Here is a 14350-nt window from a genome sequence, read left to right as displayed (position 1 = left end):
GATCTTCGCTGCAAGGCGGCCGTACGCCACCCAACCTGGCAGCCCGTCGGCGTCTTGATCGCGACCGGCGTGCCGGTGCCGGCGGTGACCGCGGAGGCGGTGTCGCGCTTGGCGGCGCAGGAGGGGGCTCGACCGAAGGCGCGCCGGCGCGGTGAAGGTGTGCCCAGACGCGGTCGTGAGGCGCCGATCCCCGTGTCCGAGAAACTCGGCCGCACCCGAGGAGCGCCGCTCCGATGTTAGGATGCGGCGCATGTCCCTGCCGCACCTCGACCCCGGAGCCCTCGAGGCCATCGTCGAACCGACCGACGGGCCGCCCCCGATCGAAGCGGTCCGCGCGTACCGGCGCTCGTTGCGCCTCCACGGGTGATGAGCGCTCCGATGGACCGAGAGTGACCGCTCGACGCGGACGACTTCTCCGCTTACTACGCCTTCGCGCCCGCGGCGCTCGCCATCCGCGAGTGCGTGCGGCTGCGCGCCGTGCGCGAGCTCGATCTGCCGGAGCCGCTGCTCGACGTCGGCTGCGGCGACGGCCTGTTCGCGCGCCTCGCCTACCCGGACAAGCAGGCGTGGGGCATCGACATCAACCCGACCGAGGTGCAGCGCGCGCAGCGGACCGCGTCGTACCGCACGCTCATCTGCGGCAACATCGTCAACGTCCACCTGCCCGAGGGATTCTTCGGCAGCGCCATCGCCAACTGCAGCCTCGAGCACGTGCCCGATCTCCACGGCGCCCTCGTGAACATCCGGCGCGCGCTCAGGCCCGGGGCGCGGTTCGTGCTCATCGTGCCCACGCCCGACTGGACGTACCAGCTCGCCCTGCCCGAGGCGCTCCGCTCCGTGGGCCTCGTCGGCCTCTCGCGGGCGTACGGCGACGCGCTCGATCGGGTCTTCTCGCACGTCCACCTCTACGACGAGGCGGGCTGGCGCGATCACCTCGCGCGCGCGGGCTTCGACCTCGTGGAGACGCGGCCCATCGCGGGCCGGCCGACCTCGTGGGCGTTCGACTTCATGCTGTACCCGAGCCTGCTCGGCTACGTGATGCGCAAGCTCACCGGCCGCTGGATCGCGATGCCAGCGCTCCGCCCGCTCACCGCCGACGTGGCGCGCGCCGTGGTCAACGCGCTCGGGCGCCTCGCCCCGGGCGGCGACGCGGCCGCCGAGTACCTGCTCGTGGCGCAGGCAGGGCCCGATGGCTGACCCGGCGGCGCCGCCCGGCGATTACTTCTCGAACCACCGCCGCCGCGAGCGGTTCCCGTGGTCGCTCTACCACGGCGCGCTCACCCGCCCCCTCGCGCGCGCCATCGCCGCCCGCGGCCCGCGCCCGCGCGTGCTCCTCGTCGGCTGCGGCCTCGAAGGGGAGATCCCCGGCGCCCCGCCCTCGACCGAGCTCTACGGCTGCGATCTCGACGCGCGCGCCATCGAGGCGTGCCGGCGCCTCTACCCGGCGCGCGCGGAGCGCTTCGCCGTCTGTCCGGGGCCGTACGAGCTCCCGACGGGCGGCGGGTTCGACGGCCCGTTCGACGTCGTGCTCGCGAAGGAGGTCGTCGAGCACACCCTCGATCCGTCGCGCTGGGCGCGCGGGCTCTCGGCGCGCCTCGCGCCGGGCGGCGCGCTGCTGCTCACGACCCCGAACTACGGCCGGCTGTCCACGCTGCCGCTCCTCGAGGCCACGGTGCTCGAGTGGATCGCGCGCCGCGACGGCTTCTCGCGCAAGCACATCCACCCGAGCAAGTTCGACGAGCGCAGCCTCGCGGCGCTCGACGTCGGGGAGCGGATGCGGCTCGTGTCGGTGCGGCGGACGCTCACCGGCTGGTCGCTCCTCGGCACCTGGCAGCGCGCCCCGGGCTGACCCGGGCGCCGGCGAGCTCCGTTGATGCTCTACCTCCTGCTCGCGCTCGGCGTGCTCGTCCTCCGGCTGGCCGAGCTCCGCGCCGGCGCGGCCGCCGGCCCTGCCGCGCCGGCCGTACCCGTCGCGTCCGGGCCCGCGCCGGCCGTAGCCACCGCGCCCGGGCCCTCGCCGCGCCTCGCCTGGCTCGCCGCCGCCGCGGCGGTGGCGGTCGCGCTCCTGCCCGCGCTGCGCGACGCGCCCGCGCTCGCCGGGCCCGGCGCCGCGCTGTCGAAGGACACGATCTCGCACCTCGCCATCGCCTTCGACATCGCGACGAGCGGCCTGCCGCACGGGTGGATCGCCACGAACAACGGCGGCTTCCCGATCGCGCTGCACTACCCGCCCGTCGGCTGGCTGCTCGTGGCGGCGCTGATCCGCCTCGGCGTCGCGCCGGTGGTCGCGGTGAAGGGGCTCGGCTTCGCGGCCTTCGTCGGGGCCCCGCTGGTCGTCCTCGCCGCGGCCCGCGCGGTCGGCGCGCGGCCCGCGTCGGCCGCCGCCGGCGCGGTGGCGCTCGCGTGGGTCGCGCCGTACGTGCAGTTCGCCGGCGGGTGGCCGTCGTTCTTCCTCCTCGGGCTGCTCTCGCAGATCCTGGTCATTCCCCTCGTCATCGCCTGGGCCGCCGCGGTGATCCGCCCCGCCCGCTTCGAGCTCGGGCCGGCGCTCGCCGCCGCCTGCGCGGCGACGCACCCGCAGGTCTTCACGGTGAGCGCCGCCGTCCTGGGCGCGGCCGCGATCGCCGCGTGGGATCGGCGGCTGTGCGCGCGCGTGCTCCGCTCGCTCGCCGGCGGCGGCCTGGTCGCGGTCGCGCTCTACGGCCCCGGCATCGCGTCGATGGCCGCGCCCTTCGGCTAGCCTGCCGGCCTCGGCTGGCGGCACATCGGCTTCGGGCCCGAGCGCGTGCTGCCGTGGATGCTCGAGGGCGACCTGCTGGACTACGAGCACGCCCCGGTGATCGGCTCCGCATGGATCGCCTCCTGCTTCCTGCATGCGACGCGCCTCCGCGCCCCGGCGTCGCGGGCCGTCCTCGCGGCGTCGGCGGTCGCGCTGCTCCTGTCGATGAGCGGCGGCTGGATCGTCGGCGCAGGCCCGCTCGGCCGCGCGCTGCTCTCGCTGTTCCAGCCGATGCGCGCCCTCGCCCTCCTGCCGCTCGTCGCGGCCGCGGCCATCCTCAGCGCGCTCGACCTCGCGGCCGCGGCGCTCGCGCGCATCGGCGCCGCGCTGGCAGCGCGGGGCGCGCGCCGCTCGCGCCCCGCGGTCGCCGGGCTCCTGCCAGCCGCGGTCGCCGGGCTCCTGCCAGCCGCGCTCGCGCTCGTCGCGGCCGTCGAGATCCCCGCCCGCGCGGCCGATCTCCACGTCATGGCAGAGAAGCAGGCCGCGCTCGTCGCGTCGCGCGGCTGCCCGCCGCCCGCCGAGGGCTTCGACCCCGATCTCATCGCCCGCTGGCTCGCCGAGGCGCCGCCCGGCCGCGCGAGCTACGCCGTCGAGGACGAGTTCGCGACCTGCTCCATGATGCACGCCGCCGATCTCCGCCGCGCGGTCCCGATGGCCGCCTCGACCGGCGCCGGCGCGCATGTGGGCGTTCACGCCGCGGCCTTCCTCAAGGTGGCGCCCGAGCGCCCCGGGAGCGCCGCGCGTGCCGAGGCGCTCGGCATCCGCACGCTCATCCACCTGACCGCGCAGCGGCCGGGGCCACCCGAGGCGTGGGCGCTCGTGGACAGGCGCGGCGAGGTCGAGCTGTCGCGGCGCGTGGGCGGCACGGACTACGTGGGGCTCGGGTGCGTGCGCGAGGTATGGCGCGGCCGGGAGGCGGATCTGCTCGCGGCGCTCTTCGAGCACCTGGAGCAGCCGCGCACCGCGCTCGACACGCCCGGCGAGCTCATGGCGCTGGAGGCCACCCGCGGCCCGCTCGAGCGCGTGGCCATGGCCGACGACGGCTGCGACGCGGCCCGCGCCAGCGTGCGCGAGGTGCCGCGCGAGCCGGGCGTGTACGAGGCGACCGTCGACGCGGAGGCGCCTGTCGACGTGGTCTTCCGCGCGACGGCGTACAGCGGCTGGCGCGTGCGCGACGGCGGCGTCGAGCTGGCATCGAGGCGCGTCGCCCCGGGCTTCTTCGCGGTGCGGGTCGGGCCCGGCCGGCACCACCTGGAGGCGGTGGTGGCGCTGCCGCGGTTCTACCTGCAGGGGCTCGCGCTCGCGTGCGGGGCCGCGCTCGCGCTGGGGGCGCCGCGGCTCCGGCGGCCGATCTTCCGCCGTGGCCGGCTCGCGGTCACCGAGCGCCGGTGACTGGGATGGCTCCGTCGGCGCCGGAGCAATGGTAAAAGCGGACGCGCCGGGCAGCGGGGAGCGAGCGAGTGCAGAAGGCGGCGAAGGGGTCGACGTACACGCGGGTTGCTGTCGTGCAGCTCGCCTATCATCCGGCGATCGTCGTGGATCGGCGATCGCCGCTCGAGGATCCGCTGTTCGATCCGAGGGTGGCGTCGGACTCGTTGCTTCCCTCGCGGGGCGAGGTGCCGGAGGCGATCAAGCCGAAGCTCGACGCGCTCCGCCGGCGCATCCGGGAGGCGTACGACGCGCAGTTGCTCGCGCGGGTGAGGGCGGTGCTCGCCGCGTGCCGCGAGTACGGCGCGAGGATCGCGGTGCTCCCCGAGTACAGCGTTCCGTGGGAGATCCTCGAGGGCGTCGCCGAGGCCGCGGGTGACATGGTCGTCGTGGCCGGGACGCACACCGTCGACCGGGCAGCGCGGCGATCCGGAATGTACGAGCGGCTCGGTGCGGCCGCGCTTCCCACGGTCGGACAGTCGGTATGTCCGGTGCTCCACGGCGGCAGGCTGCTCGGCCTGCAGGCGAAGCTGAGCCCAGCGATCCCGGAGCGGAGCTCGATGCGGCCTGGCGCGACCTGGACGCCCGTCGAGATGCCCGACGGCTTCCCGGGGCCCATGGCCGTGCTGGTCTGTCTCGACTTCCTGTTTCGAGAGGGCGAACCGCACCGGAAGCTCGTGGCGGAGCGCCTCGGGGCCTGTCGGTTCCTCGCCGTACCGAGCCTGACGCCGCACCACACCCTGCCGGAGTTCGCCGGCAAGGCGTGGGAGGAGGCGCGCCGGTACGGGCGGCCGGTGCTCTATTGCGACGGCGCGGAGGGCGGTGGCACGTCGGTGTACGTCGACGAGGGGCAGGCGCATGATCTGAAGCGGTTTCCGGATCGCGCCGGGTACCTCGACCCGGGCGACGAAGGGGTGATCGTCGCCGACGTCGACCTCGTGGAAGGCTGGCTCGACTCAATGCAAGAACTGGGGAGAGGCCGGTGCCTGCACCTCACTGTACCAGGGCCATCATGCGAGCCTGGACGAAGCCAAGGAGCGATGTGAGTATGCCAATGGGGTGCACCTCGGCTCGGGAGCGCAGTCGTGCGGCTCGTGCCGGTGGGTGAGCGGCGCGAATGGCGATCCGGTTGAAAAGTGCAAGCAGCGTTGCGACAGAATCAACGAGAAGTGCATAGCAAACTGTCCGAAGGGAGATAAGAATTGCATGCACGAGTGCAACGAAGCAAACGGAAAATGTCTCAGGGATTGTGAACGATGAGCATCGCATAGAAGTCGGCGAAACGCACGGTGAAACTGACCCATTCCATCGCGTCCGCCGTTAATTTGCCCGAGTTCGAGTGCGCTCTCGGCAAGGAGCTCGAGGCGATCTCGGCGGCGCCCCTGCGCGGCGGCGCGGGCGGGGTGGCCGAGGCGGGCGTCGGCGAACTCGGCGCGGCTGCAGAGTCGAGGGGCACCTCGGGCGCCGGTAAGTGGGCGCCGCTGCTCAGCACCGAGAGCCCGGGGCCGTGCAGGCCAAGAGTGCCTCGGACAAGCTCGAGGGCCGTTGCTGGCGGCGCGACATGGCGCCGGAGCGTACACCGTGAGTACCGCGGTAGATGCCGGCGAACTCGGGTCGAGCGAGGGTTCGGCTCGGCACACCCTTCAGGCGGGCGCGTTGACCAAGCGAGCTCGGTGAGGCGCTCTGCGGCGACGATAGAGATTATTGCGCAAATCGACGTGTGGGTCCGGTCGGGAGTAGCTCGGTCCAGCTCCACGGCGCGCGGTCGACCCTTGGGCGGCACACAGGCGTGGTCGCCAGCGCCAGAAGGGGGCATCGAGCCGATACGCGACGCAGCCTCGTGGACGAGCTGGTCAAGACGTCGTTCAGCGCTTTGAGAAATCTGGTGTTTCGCCGCGACCGATGGCGAGTGTCCATTTTTCCAGCAATGACGCGCCACTCTCCCAAAACTTCTTGCAACCATCGATGTAGAACGTGACAGCGTCTCGCCGTCCGATGGCCAGCAATCGGGATGCGAGCTCGAGATCGGGTCCAAAAGTCTTGAGTTGTGGCGAGCCGCGAACCTCGCTCGCGGCTCGCAGGTGTGCTGCTGCCCTGGCTGGTTCACCACATGCTAGAGCGATTTTTCCTAGAACGATGTGCGCGAGATGCACGGCATTGCCGTACTGAAACGTGTTGACGTGCCCCTCGGCGTCGGCAAGTAGTCGTTCTGCGGCTTCAGTCGCCCGCTCGTAGTTCTCACACACGACTGCCGCCTCTGCGATGTCCATGAGAATTCCGAGTGCTTCTAGCGAACAGCGCTCAAGCGTGAGCGCCACTTCGTATTCCGCGAGCGCTTCGCGTGCAATTCGTTTGCGCTCCTCGCTCGATGTCGAGCCAATGCAGGATCTGAAGTGCAGCCCTCCTAGGCGCTGTCGCCAAACTGACTCGTCCGGTTCGATTGTGGCTCCTCGCTTGTATAGATCTTCGGCTATGTCTGGATCTCCGGACTCAAGAAAGCTGGCAGCATTCCTGAGGACAGCGAGGTCGTTGGCGCTGTTGGATACCGTGCTCAGCCAGAGGCGTTTCCCCTCGTTGTATGCATCCGGGTAAAGTTCCGGGTGGATGCGCGCGAAGGCAGCAAGATGGATTTCTGGGCGATGTGCGATCAGCCAGTGAACGTGGTCTGCTCGTCGGCGCTGTGCGTCATCATCTTGGTTCGTGAAATAGAACCCGAGCAACTTGGCGCGCGCTTCGATGTCGTTCGAGCTCTTCAGCAGGTGGGTCTCCAGGGCTGCTGCATCTTGCGCTGCCAGGTCGATGCCGTCGGTGCATAGGGAGAGCCAGTCAGGTGCGCGTTCCATGGTGCCGCGAGGATAGCGCGCCTGGCGGGCGCATGTCGGTGAACTCGGTGCCGTTGTTGTCTACCCGACCGGGCTCGTGCAAGTCGCCCAGGATGTCGCACCCCCATGGCCCATGAGTAGACCACGCGTCGCGGGGTAGAGGATCGAGGGCCTCGGCGCCGCGGCAGTGTGACCCGGACGTTCCTGCGGGCGTCTGGCTGTCCATACCCATCACCCATCCGCGGTGACGCGGCCTCGGCCGAGCCGGCGAGCTCGCCGCGGCAAGCTTCAATCCGGCTATTCAGGAAATCGCAGCGTCTCGGCGGAGTTGCCGTCCTCCGCCATCGTCGTGCTGCCATCGAAGTTCCAGCTGATGCCGCCATGGCCCGGCCGATCTCGAAGGTGACGCCCTCGAGCGTGAGGGTACGGACCGGTGGCCTGGGTAACGGTTCAGACCGGCAGCCTGGGTCGCACCTGGACGGACCGGGAGCTTCGGTGACACATGTCGTAGAGGACCGGCGACGGAGGAGCGCTGGTGCCTTGGAAAGAGACATGTTCAGTGGACGAGAGGCTTCGGTTCATCGCGCAGGTAAACGAGTCGGACGAGACGTTCGCGGAGCTGTGCCGGCGGTTCGGCATCAGCCGGAAGACGGGGTACAAGTGGGTGGAGCGCTACGAGCAGGCCGGACCGAGCGGGCTGGAGGAGCGGCGGCCCGTGGCTCACACGTTCCCGCATGCGACGCCAACGGGGCTCGTCGACGCGCTGATCGAGCTGCGGAAGGAGCGCCCCACGTGGGGGCCGAAGAAGCTGCGCGCCCGGCTGGAGAGCCTGGGCGTGGAGGGGCTACCGGCGGCAAGCACCATCGGCGAGCTGCTCAAGAAGCATGGGCTGATCCGGCCCCGTCGGCGGCGCGTGGTGACGCCACCGACCGCGATGCCGCCGCCGCTGGCTCCAGCGGAGCAGCCTAATGACACATGGTGCGTCGACTTCAAGGGGCATTTCGCGCTCGGCGACAAGACCCGGTGTCACCCGCTCACGTTGACGGATCAGGCGACGCGGTACTTGCTCAAGTGCGAGGGCGTGGCGAAGCCGGACGAGGCCTCGGTGCGGCCGCACTTCGAGCGCGCGTTCCGCGAGTTCGGGCTGCCGCACCGCATCCGCTCGGACAACGGCCCGCCGTTCGCCACGATCGGCATCGGTGGGCTCTCGGCGCTCTCGGTCAGCTGGATCAAGCTCGGCATTCATCCCGAGCGGATCGAGCCCGGTAGGCCGCAGCAGAGCGGCCGCCACGAGCGAATGCACAAGACGTTGAAGGCGGAGGCGACATCGCCGCCAGAAGCCAACTTGGCAGCGCAGCGGCGCGTCTTCGACTGGTTTCGGCACGAGTACAATGATCAGCGTCCGCACGAGGCGCTCGGCCAGAGGACGCCGGCTTCGCGCTACACGCCCTCGCGTCGTTCGATGCCGAGCAAGCCCTCGTCGCCGGAGTACCCGGACACGATGGCCATTCGACGCCTTGACGACCAAGGACGGATGCTGTTCGGGGCTCGCAGACCACCATCTCCGCACTGCTCGCCGGCGAGCCCGTGGGGCTGACGCCGATCGCCGATGACGTCTGGGAGCTGTACTACGGCCCGGTCCTGCTCGCGCAGGTCACCCTCAAGAACAAGGAGCTGAAGCTGGCCAGGGCGCGGTGACCTGCGCGAACTCACGCCGGATCGTGAGAAGAGGCTCGTGTGTACCGCGACCACGGGGAGCGGTTGGTGTATAGGTCCTGGCGATCCGAGAAAGCGCGGCGAGCGTGTCGTGTCGACGAGGATCCGGTCCCCTGTTTCCAGTCCTCCCGGAGCATGGGCCCGTAGCTCAAGGAAGTGTCACCGCAGCTCCCGGTCAGAAGTGTTACCAGGGCTCCGCTCGTACACGCTGCGCGGCTCTGGCGGCTTCCCACGCGGTCCCAGCACCCTCGTGCGTGGCCCTGGCGGGCCTGCGGCGCGGCGCCGGCAGGCTCCTGCGCGGCCTCGGCGCCCTTCCTGCGCGGTCCCAGTACCCTCCTGCGCACTCCAATTGGTGTCCTATCGTACGATCAAACGGCTACTGCGCGGCCCGTGCGCCCATCCTGCGCGTCCAATTTTGTGTTCTATCACGCATTTCAGCGGCTCCTATGCGGCCCCGGCTCGCTCCTGCGCGGCCCCGTCCCCCCTCCTGTGCAGCCCCGGCCCCCCTCCTGTGCAGCCCCGGCCCCTCCTGTGCGCCCCTCTTGGTGTTCTGCGTTACTATAACTCAACACCTGCGCCTGGTCGTCGCCTCCGCTGCGCAGCTCCGGCGTCGTCTTGCGCGGCGCTGCTGTCCCCTCGCGACCTGGGCTTCGCCCTCTTCTCTGACCAAAGCTTCGGTGTCACCGATATCCTTGATCGAGCGACCGCCCCTCGGCGGCTCGGGCTGCCAACCGCCCTTGGCTGCATTCAGCGCGGAGATCGCGACGGCAATGGAGAGAATCTTCATCGCGGAGATCACGCAGGTCCAGGACGACGACGCGCATGCTAGATATTCTCCGCGGCGCAGAACATGCTCGACGTCCCTCTACTCGGCGTGGCGGACATGGAACGGACGCTCAGAAATGCGCGTTCGATCGCCGTGCTGGGGATCAAGCCGGAGAGCCGCCGGGATCTCGATGCGCACCAGATCCCGCTTTACCTCCAGAAGGTCGGCTACCATATCCTCCCCGTCCCGACCCGTTATCCCGAGGCGACCCAGATCCTCGGCGTGCCCGTCCGCCGCCGCCTGATCGAGCTTCCCGCGCCGATCGACGTGCTCAACGTCTTCTGCAAGCCCGAGGAGTTCGTGCCCCACGTCGAGGATGCGCTCGTGTTGCGTCCCTCGGTGGTGTGGTTCCAATCCGGGCTGCTCGAGCTCTCGGCGGCGCGCAGGCTGCTCGGCGCAGGGATTCCGGTCGCGGAGGACTGCATTGGCTGCCGGCGAGCGTCGATGTGGCCTTCCATCGAGCCATTCGAGGCACAACGCTTGGCGGTGAGCTCGCGGACGCCATGAAAACAGCCCCACACTCGACGCCTCCAGGCTTCTGCGGATCCCTGGCGGCTTGACGCGAAGGCTGCAGCGAGGAAAGCAGATCGTGTAGAGTCGGCGGGCGCGGGGATGCCGAGCACAGCCGCGGCCGTGGGCGCGATCCTTCACGGGTCCACGGCGCGCTCGTGCCGTCCGCGTGGCAACGCCCGCATCCTGCCGTAAGCCCCGGAGGGCGCCTGGCATGCCCTGGGTCAGGTCGTATCCTTCATCCCCGCCTCTCCCGGCCGCGGCCGTGCGATGCATGGCGGGAGGGGGAACGTTGATGACGATCCTGAGGACTGCATGGCTTCTCGGTGGGGCGCTCGGCCTCTCGTCCTGCGATCACGCGACGCCAGGACGCATGGACGGCGAGGCGCCCGCCGCTCCGGACGACAGCGCGGCCGGGTCGCAGGCGACCCTGGTCGAGCCTGCGCTCCACTTCATCGAGAGCGGAAGGCCGGCGGAGTCCGCCGCGGGCTATCACGTCCAGGGGCGAGACAAGGCCGTTCACTTCGGGCCCGACGGCATCACCTTCGTCCTGGCCGGCGCCCCGGAGGCATCGCTCCCCCGCTGGGCGGTGAGGCTCGAGTTCGAGGGCCATCGAGCCGGCGTCGCGCCCGAGGGGAAGGATTCCACCGGCGCGGTGGTCAGCTATTTCACGGGCCCTCGCGAGCAGTGGAGGACCGGCCTCCCGACCTATGCCGCAGTCGTTTACGAGGACCTCTGGCCCGGCGTCGATCTCGAGATCTCGGGCACGGCCCACGCGCTGAAATACCAGCTCGTCGTCGCGCCGGGGTCCGATCCGGCGCAGATCCGGCTCACCTACCGGGGCGCGAGCGCGGTGCGCCTGACCGAGGGCGGGCAGATCGAGATCTCCACGCCGGCAGGCAGCTTCACCGACGACGCGCCGCTGTCCTTCCAGGACACCCCGGAGGGCCGCGTGGCGGTGCCGAGCGCGTACGCCCTCGAGGCACCCGCGCTGGACGGGGCGCAGACGTATGGGCTCCGCCTGGGCGCCTACGACCCGACCCTGCCGCTGGTCATCGATCCGGCCGTGCTGATCTACTGCGGCTTCATCGGTGGATCCGGCTCGGACGACGGCGAGGACATCGCGGTGGACCTGGTCGGCAACGCCTATGTCACGGGCTCCACCACCTCCACCCGGACGACCTTCCCGGACATCGTCGGTCCCGATCTCAAATACAACGGTGGCCAGGACGCCTTCGTCGCCAAGGTGGACCCCCGGGGCGCCCTCGTCTACGCGGGCTATATCGGCGGATCCGGGTTCGAGCTCGGCAGGGGCATCGCGGTGGATTGGGCCGGCCAGGCCCACGTGACAGGCATCACGCACTCCGACGATTTCCCCGTCGAGATCGGCCCGGACCTGACCTACAACGGCCAGGGCGACGCGTTCATCGTGAAGATCGACGCCTCCGGCGAGGACATCGCCTATGCCGGCTACATCGGCGGCTCGGGCATCGATATCGGGTTCGACGTCGCGGTGGATAGCTGCGGCGACGCCTATGTGACCGGGAGGGCCGACTCCGACGCATCGACGTTCCCCGCTCAGGTGGGCCCCGATATCACGCAGAACGGCGGCGCCGACGCCTTCATCGCCAAGGTCGACGCCTCCGGCGCAGGCCTCGTCTATGCCGGTTATATCGGCGGCAGCGCGCAGGACGAGGCCTTCTCCATCGCCGTGGACTGGGCCGGCGCCGCCTATGTCACCGGCTGGACCTTCTCGGGCGCGGACACCTTCCCTGTCCAGGTCGGCCCGGATCTCTCCCAGAACGACGGAGGAACCGTCGGCGACGCCTTCGTCGCCAAGGTGAGCCCCTCGGGCACCGGGCTCGAGTACGCCGGCTACATCGGCGGCGCCGGCTCCGACGTCGGCCAGGGCATCGACGTGGACCTCGCAGGCAACGCCTATATCTCCGGGAACACCGCCTCCGACGAGCTGACCTTTCCGGTCAAGATCGGGCCCGACCTGACCTACAACGGCGCCGAGGACGCGTTCGTGGCGAAGGTCAGCCCGTCAGGCGCCGAGCTCGTCTACGCCGGCTATGTCGGCGGCACGAGCCTGGACGGCAGCACGGGGCTCGCTGTCGACCTCGCCGGCCGTGCCTACCTGACGGGCGCGACATCCTCCGCTGATTTTCCCGCCCTCGGGGGGCCCGACCTCACCCACAACGGCGGTTTCGACGCCTTCGTGACCAAGGTCGACGCCTCCGGCGCGCGCCTCGTCTACTCGGGGTTCATCGGCGGATCGAGCACGGACGCCGGCAGAGATATCGCGGTGCACTGGCGCGGTGACGCGTTCGTCGCCGGGTTCACCTATTCGGCGGAGGCGAGCTTCCCGACCGTGAGCCGCCCCGATCTCACCCACAACGGAGACGCCGACGCCTTCGTCGCGAGGATCGGGCAGACGCGCTCCCTCGCCTGGCCCTGAAGCGCGCTTCCGATCGCGATGGCCGACCCGCAGGCGCCCTGACCGCGCACCGCGCGCCGTGATGACCACGGCGCGGACATCCATCGGAAACATACGTTCGACAGCCCATTCGCCGTCGGACATCGGCCGGAAACATACGTTCGACAGCCCATTCGCCGTCGGACATCGGCCGGAAACATACGTTCGACAGCCCATCCAGGGTCCGACATCGACCGGAAACATACCATCTGCAGCCCATTTGTGCTCCGACACCGATCGGAAACATACGATTTACGACCCATTTACGGTCCTTGTTTTATGGATCCGTCCTGAGGCCTCGAGCTGCGCACCGCGAGGTCCTTCAGAACCGCACCTTACGAGGACCCATGACCCAGGCTACCAAGGCGACCAAGATCGAGCTATTTTCGCTGTCGACTCCAGCGATGCGCGCATTCCACTTGACCTGGCTGGCGTTCTTCGCCTGCTTCTTTGCGTGGTTCGCGGTTGCGCCGCTGATGCCGGTCATCAAGGGGGAATTCGGGCTGACCAAGGAGCAGATCGCCAACATCAACATCGCCGCCGTGGGAATCACGGTCGCGGGTCGTCTGGTGATCGGGCCGCTCTGCGACAAGTACGGTCCGAGGGCGACCTACACGTGCTTGCTGGCGCTCGGCGCCATCCCCGTGCTCGGGATCGCGCTGGCGCGGAGCTATGAGGTCTTCCTGTTCTTCAGGCTGCTGATCGGCATGATCGGCGCGAGCTTCGTCATCACGCAGTACCACACGTCCGTCATGTTCGCTCCCAACGTGGTCGGCACCGCGAACGCCACGAGCGCGGGCTGGGGCAACGCCGGCGGGGGGGTCACGCAGTCGACCATGCCCTGGGTGCTCGCGGCGGTGCTGAGCCTGGGTGTCAGCTCCTCAATGGGCTGGCGCCTCGCGATGGTGGTGCCGGGCGCGCTCATGCTCGTCGTGGCGGTCCTCTACTGGAAGTTCACCCAGGACTGCCCGCAAGGGAACTACAAGGACCTTCGCGCGGCGGGCGTCGAGATCGAGGGCGGGAAGAAGGGCGGATGGGCGGTCTTCAAGGCGGCGATGGGCAACTACCGGTCCTGGATGTTGTTCGTCACGTACGGAGCCTGCTTCGGGATCGAGCTCTTCGTGCACAACGTGGCCGCCAGCTACTTCGTGGACCGCTTCAAGCTGGATCTCCAGACCGCGGGCATGGCCGCGGGCAGCTTCGGGCTCCTGGCGCTTTTCGCGCGCGCCGTGGGCGGCATCCTCTCCGATCGGCTGGCCCATCGGAAGGGCCTGGACGCGCGCACGACCCTCCTGTTCGCGCTGATGGTCGGCGAGGGGCTCGGCCTGCTCTGGTTCTCCCGGACGCAGACGGCGGGGATGGCGGTGGTCGCGATGATCTGCTTCGGGCTCTTCACGCACATGGCGTGCGGCGCCACCTACGCGCTCGTGCCCTTCATCGATCGCAAGGCGCTCGGCGGCGTCGCGGGCATCGTGGGCGCGGGCGGCAATGTCGGCGCTGTCGCGGCGGGCTTTCTGCTCAAGGCGGTCGGCGACACCCAGGACTGCTTTGCGGTGCTGGGCTTCGCCGCGCTCGTCTCGTCGGTGTGCGCGATCCTTGTGCGCTTCACGGCCGCCCACAAGGCCAGCGAACAGGCCCTCTACGACAAGGCCCTCGCCGAACGCCTCGCCCAGAGCGGCGCGCCGGCCACGGTCGGCCTCGCGCGCGCGAGCTGAACACGCCTCGAGGGCGCCGCCCTCGTCGGCGACCGCGTGTACGTCATCACCTCGCACGCGGGACGAGAACGGCGT

Annotated in this window: 9 protein-coding genes and 1 pseudogene; 9 read left to right on the top strand and 1 reads right to left on the bottom strand. The window is 70.1% G+C overall.

All coding sequences use genetic code 11. The features are described from left to right. The first annotated feature begins 477 nt into the window (after positions 1-477). The 5 genes from WMF14_RS15430 (at position 478) to WMF14_RS15410 (ending at position 5253) form a co-directional block, all read left to right on the top strand. A complete protein-coding gene (locus tag WMF14_RS15430; RefSeq protein WP_437801743.1) occupies positions 478-1197 on the top strand; it encodes a class I SAM-dependent methyltransferase in 720 nt (239 codons plus the stop codon). Then, positions 1190-1849: a class I SAM-dependent methyltransferase gene (locus tag WMF14_RS15425; protein WP_437801741.1), complete on the top strand. Its 660-nt coding sequence runs from the start codon at positions 1190-1192 to the stop codon at positions 1847-1849. Before WMF14_RS15430 ends, WMF14_RS15425 begins: the two co-directional genes overlap by 8 nt. A gap of 24 nt (positions 1850-1873) precedes the next feature. Next, positions 1874-2740 carry a hypothetical protein gene (locus tag WMF14_RS15420; RefSeq protein ID WP_437801740.1) on the top strand — a complete coding sequence of 289 codons (867 nt, stop codon included), beginning with the start codon at positions 1874-1876 and terminating at the stop codon, positions 2738-2740. Between the two features lie 57 nt (positions 2741-2797). After that, positions 2798-4171 (top strand): hypothetical protein, encoded by a 1374-nt coding sequence (locus WMF14_RS15415; protein ID WP_437801738.1) that lies wholly within the window; start codon positions 2798-2800, stop codon positions 4169-4171. Between the two features lie 68 nt (positions 4172-4239). Next, on the top strand, positions 4240-5253 hold the full coding sequence (locus tag WMF14_RS15410; protein WP_437801736.1) for a hypothetical protein: 1014 nt from the start codon (positions 4240-4242) through the stop codon (positions 5251-5253). 819 nt (positions 5254-6072) lie between these two features. Here the strand turns inward: WMF14_RS15410 and WMF14_RS15405 are convergent. Next, a complete protein-coding gene (locus WMF14_RS15405; protein ID WP_437801734.1) occupies positions 6073-7050 on the bottom strand; it encodes a tetratricopeptide repeat protein in 978 nt (325 codons plus the stop codon). A 514-nt stretch (positions 7051-7564) separates the two neighbouring features. Here WMF14_RS15405 and WMF14_RS15400 point away from each other — a divergent pair. The 4 genes and pseudogenes from WMF14_RS15400 to WMF14_RS15385 all read left to right on the top strand — a co-directional run bounded on the left by WMF14_RS15400 (position 7565) and on the right by WMF14_RS15385 (position 14275). Continuing rightward, positions 7565-8727, top strand: a pseudogene (locus tag WMF14_RS15400) (integrase core domain-containing protein). A gap of 868 nt (positions 8728-9595) precedes the next feature. Further along, positions 9596-10078 carry a CoA-binding protein gene (locus tag WMF14_RS15395; protein WP_437801733.1) on the top strand — a complete coding sequence of 161 codons (483 nt, stop codon included), beginning with the start codon at positions 9596-9598 and terminating at the stop codon, positions 10076-10078. A gap of 298 nt (positions 10079-10376) precedes the next feature. Next, positions 10377-12542, top strand: coding sequence for an SBBP repeat-containing protein (locus WMF14_RS15390; RefSeq protein ID WP_437801731.1), 2166 nt, complete (start codon positions 10377-10379; stop codon positions 12540-12542). Between the two features lie 365 nt (positions 12543-12907). Then, positions 12908-14275 carry an MFS transporter gene (locus WMF14_RS15385; protein ID WP_437801730.1) on the top strand — a complete coding sequence of 456 codons (1368 nt, stop codon included), beginning with the start codon at positions 12908-12910 and terminating at the stop codon, positions 14273-14275. The last annotated feature ends 75 nt before the right edge of the window (positions 14276-14350 follow it).

The organism is Sorangium sp. So ce693 (genome assembly GCF_051521375.1).
GTDB lineage: Bacteria > Myxococcota_A > Polyangia > Polyangiales > Polyangiaceae > Sorangium > Sorangium atrum.
Note: the sequence above shows the minus strand (reverse complement) of the source record. Positions and strands in the feature narration are given on the sequence as shown.

What these genes read in the sequence shown, in the direction of transcription:
- WMF14_RS15425 (WP_437801741.1), top strand. Translation starts at nt 1,190, where the DNA reads ATGGCTGACCCGGCGGCGCCGCCCGGCGATTACTTCTCGAACCACCGC.
- WMF14_RS15420 (WP_437801740.1), top strand. Translation starts at nt 1,874, where the DNA reads ATGCTCTACCTCCTGCTCGCGCTCGGCGTGCTCGTCCTCCGGCTGGCC.
- WMF14_RS15415 (WP_437801738.1), top strand. Translation starts at nt 2,798, where the DNA reads ATGCTCGAGGGCGACCTGCTGGACTACGAGCACGCCCCGGTGATCGGC.
- WMF14_RS15405 (WP_437801734.1), bottom strand. Translation starts at nt 7,050, where the DNA reads ATGGAACGCGCACCTGACTGGCTCTCCCTATGCACCGACGGCATCGAC.
- WMF14_RS15395 (WP_437801733.1), top strand. Translation starts at nt 9,596, where the DNA reads ATGCTCGACGTCCCTCTACTCGGCGTGGCGGACATGGAACGGACGCTC.
- WMF14_RS15390 (WP_437801731.1), top strand. Translation starts at nt 10,377, where the DNA reads ATGACGATCCTGAGGACTGCATGGCTTCTCGGTGGGGCGCTCGGCCTC.
- WMF14_RS15385 (WP_437801730.1), top strand. Translation starts at nt 12,908, where the DNA reads ATGACCCAGGCTACCAAGGCGACCAAGATCGAGCTATTTTCGCTGTCG.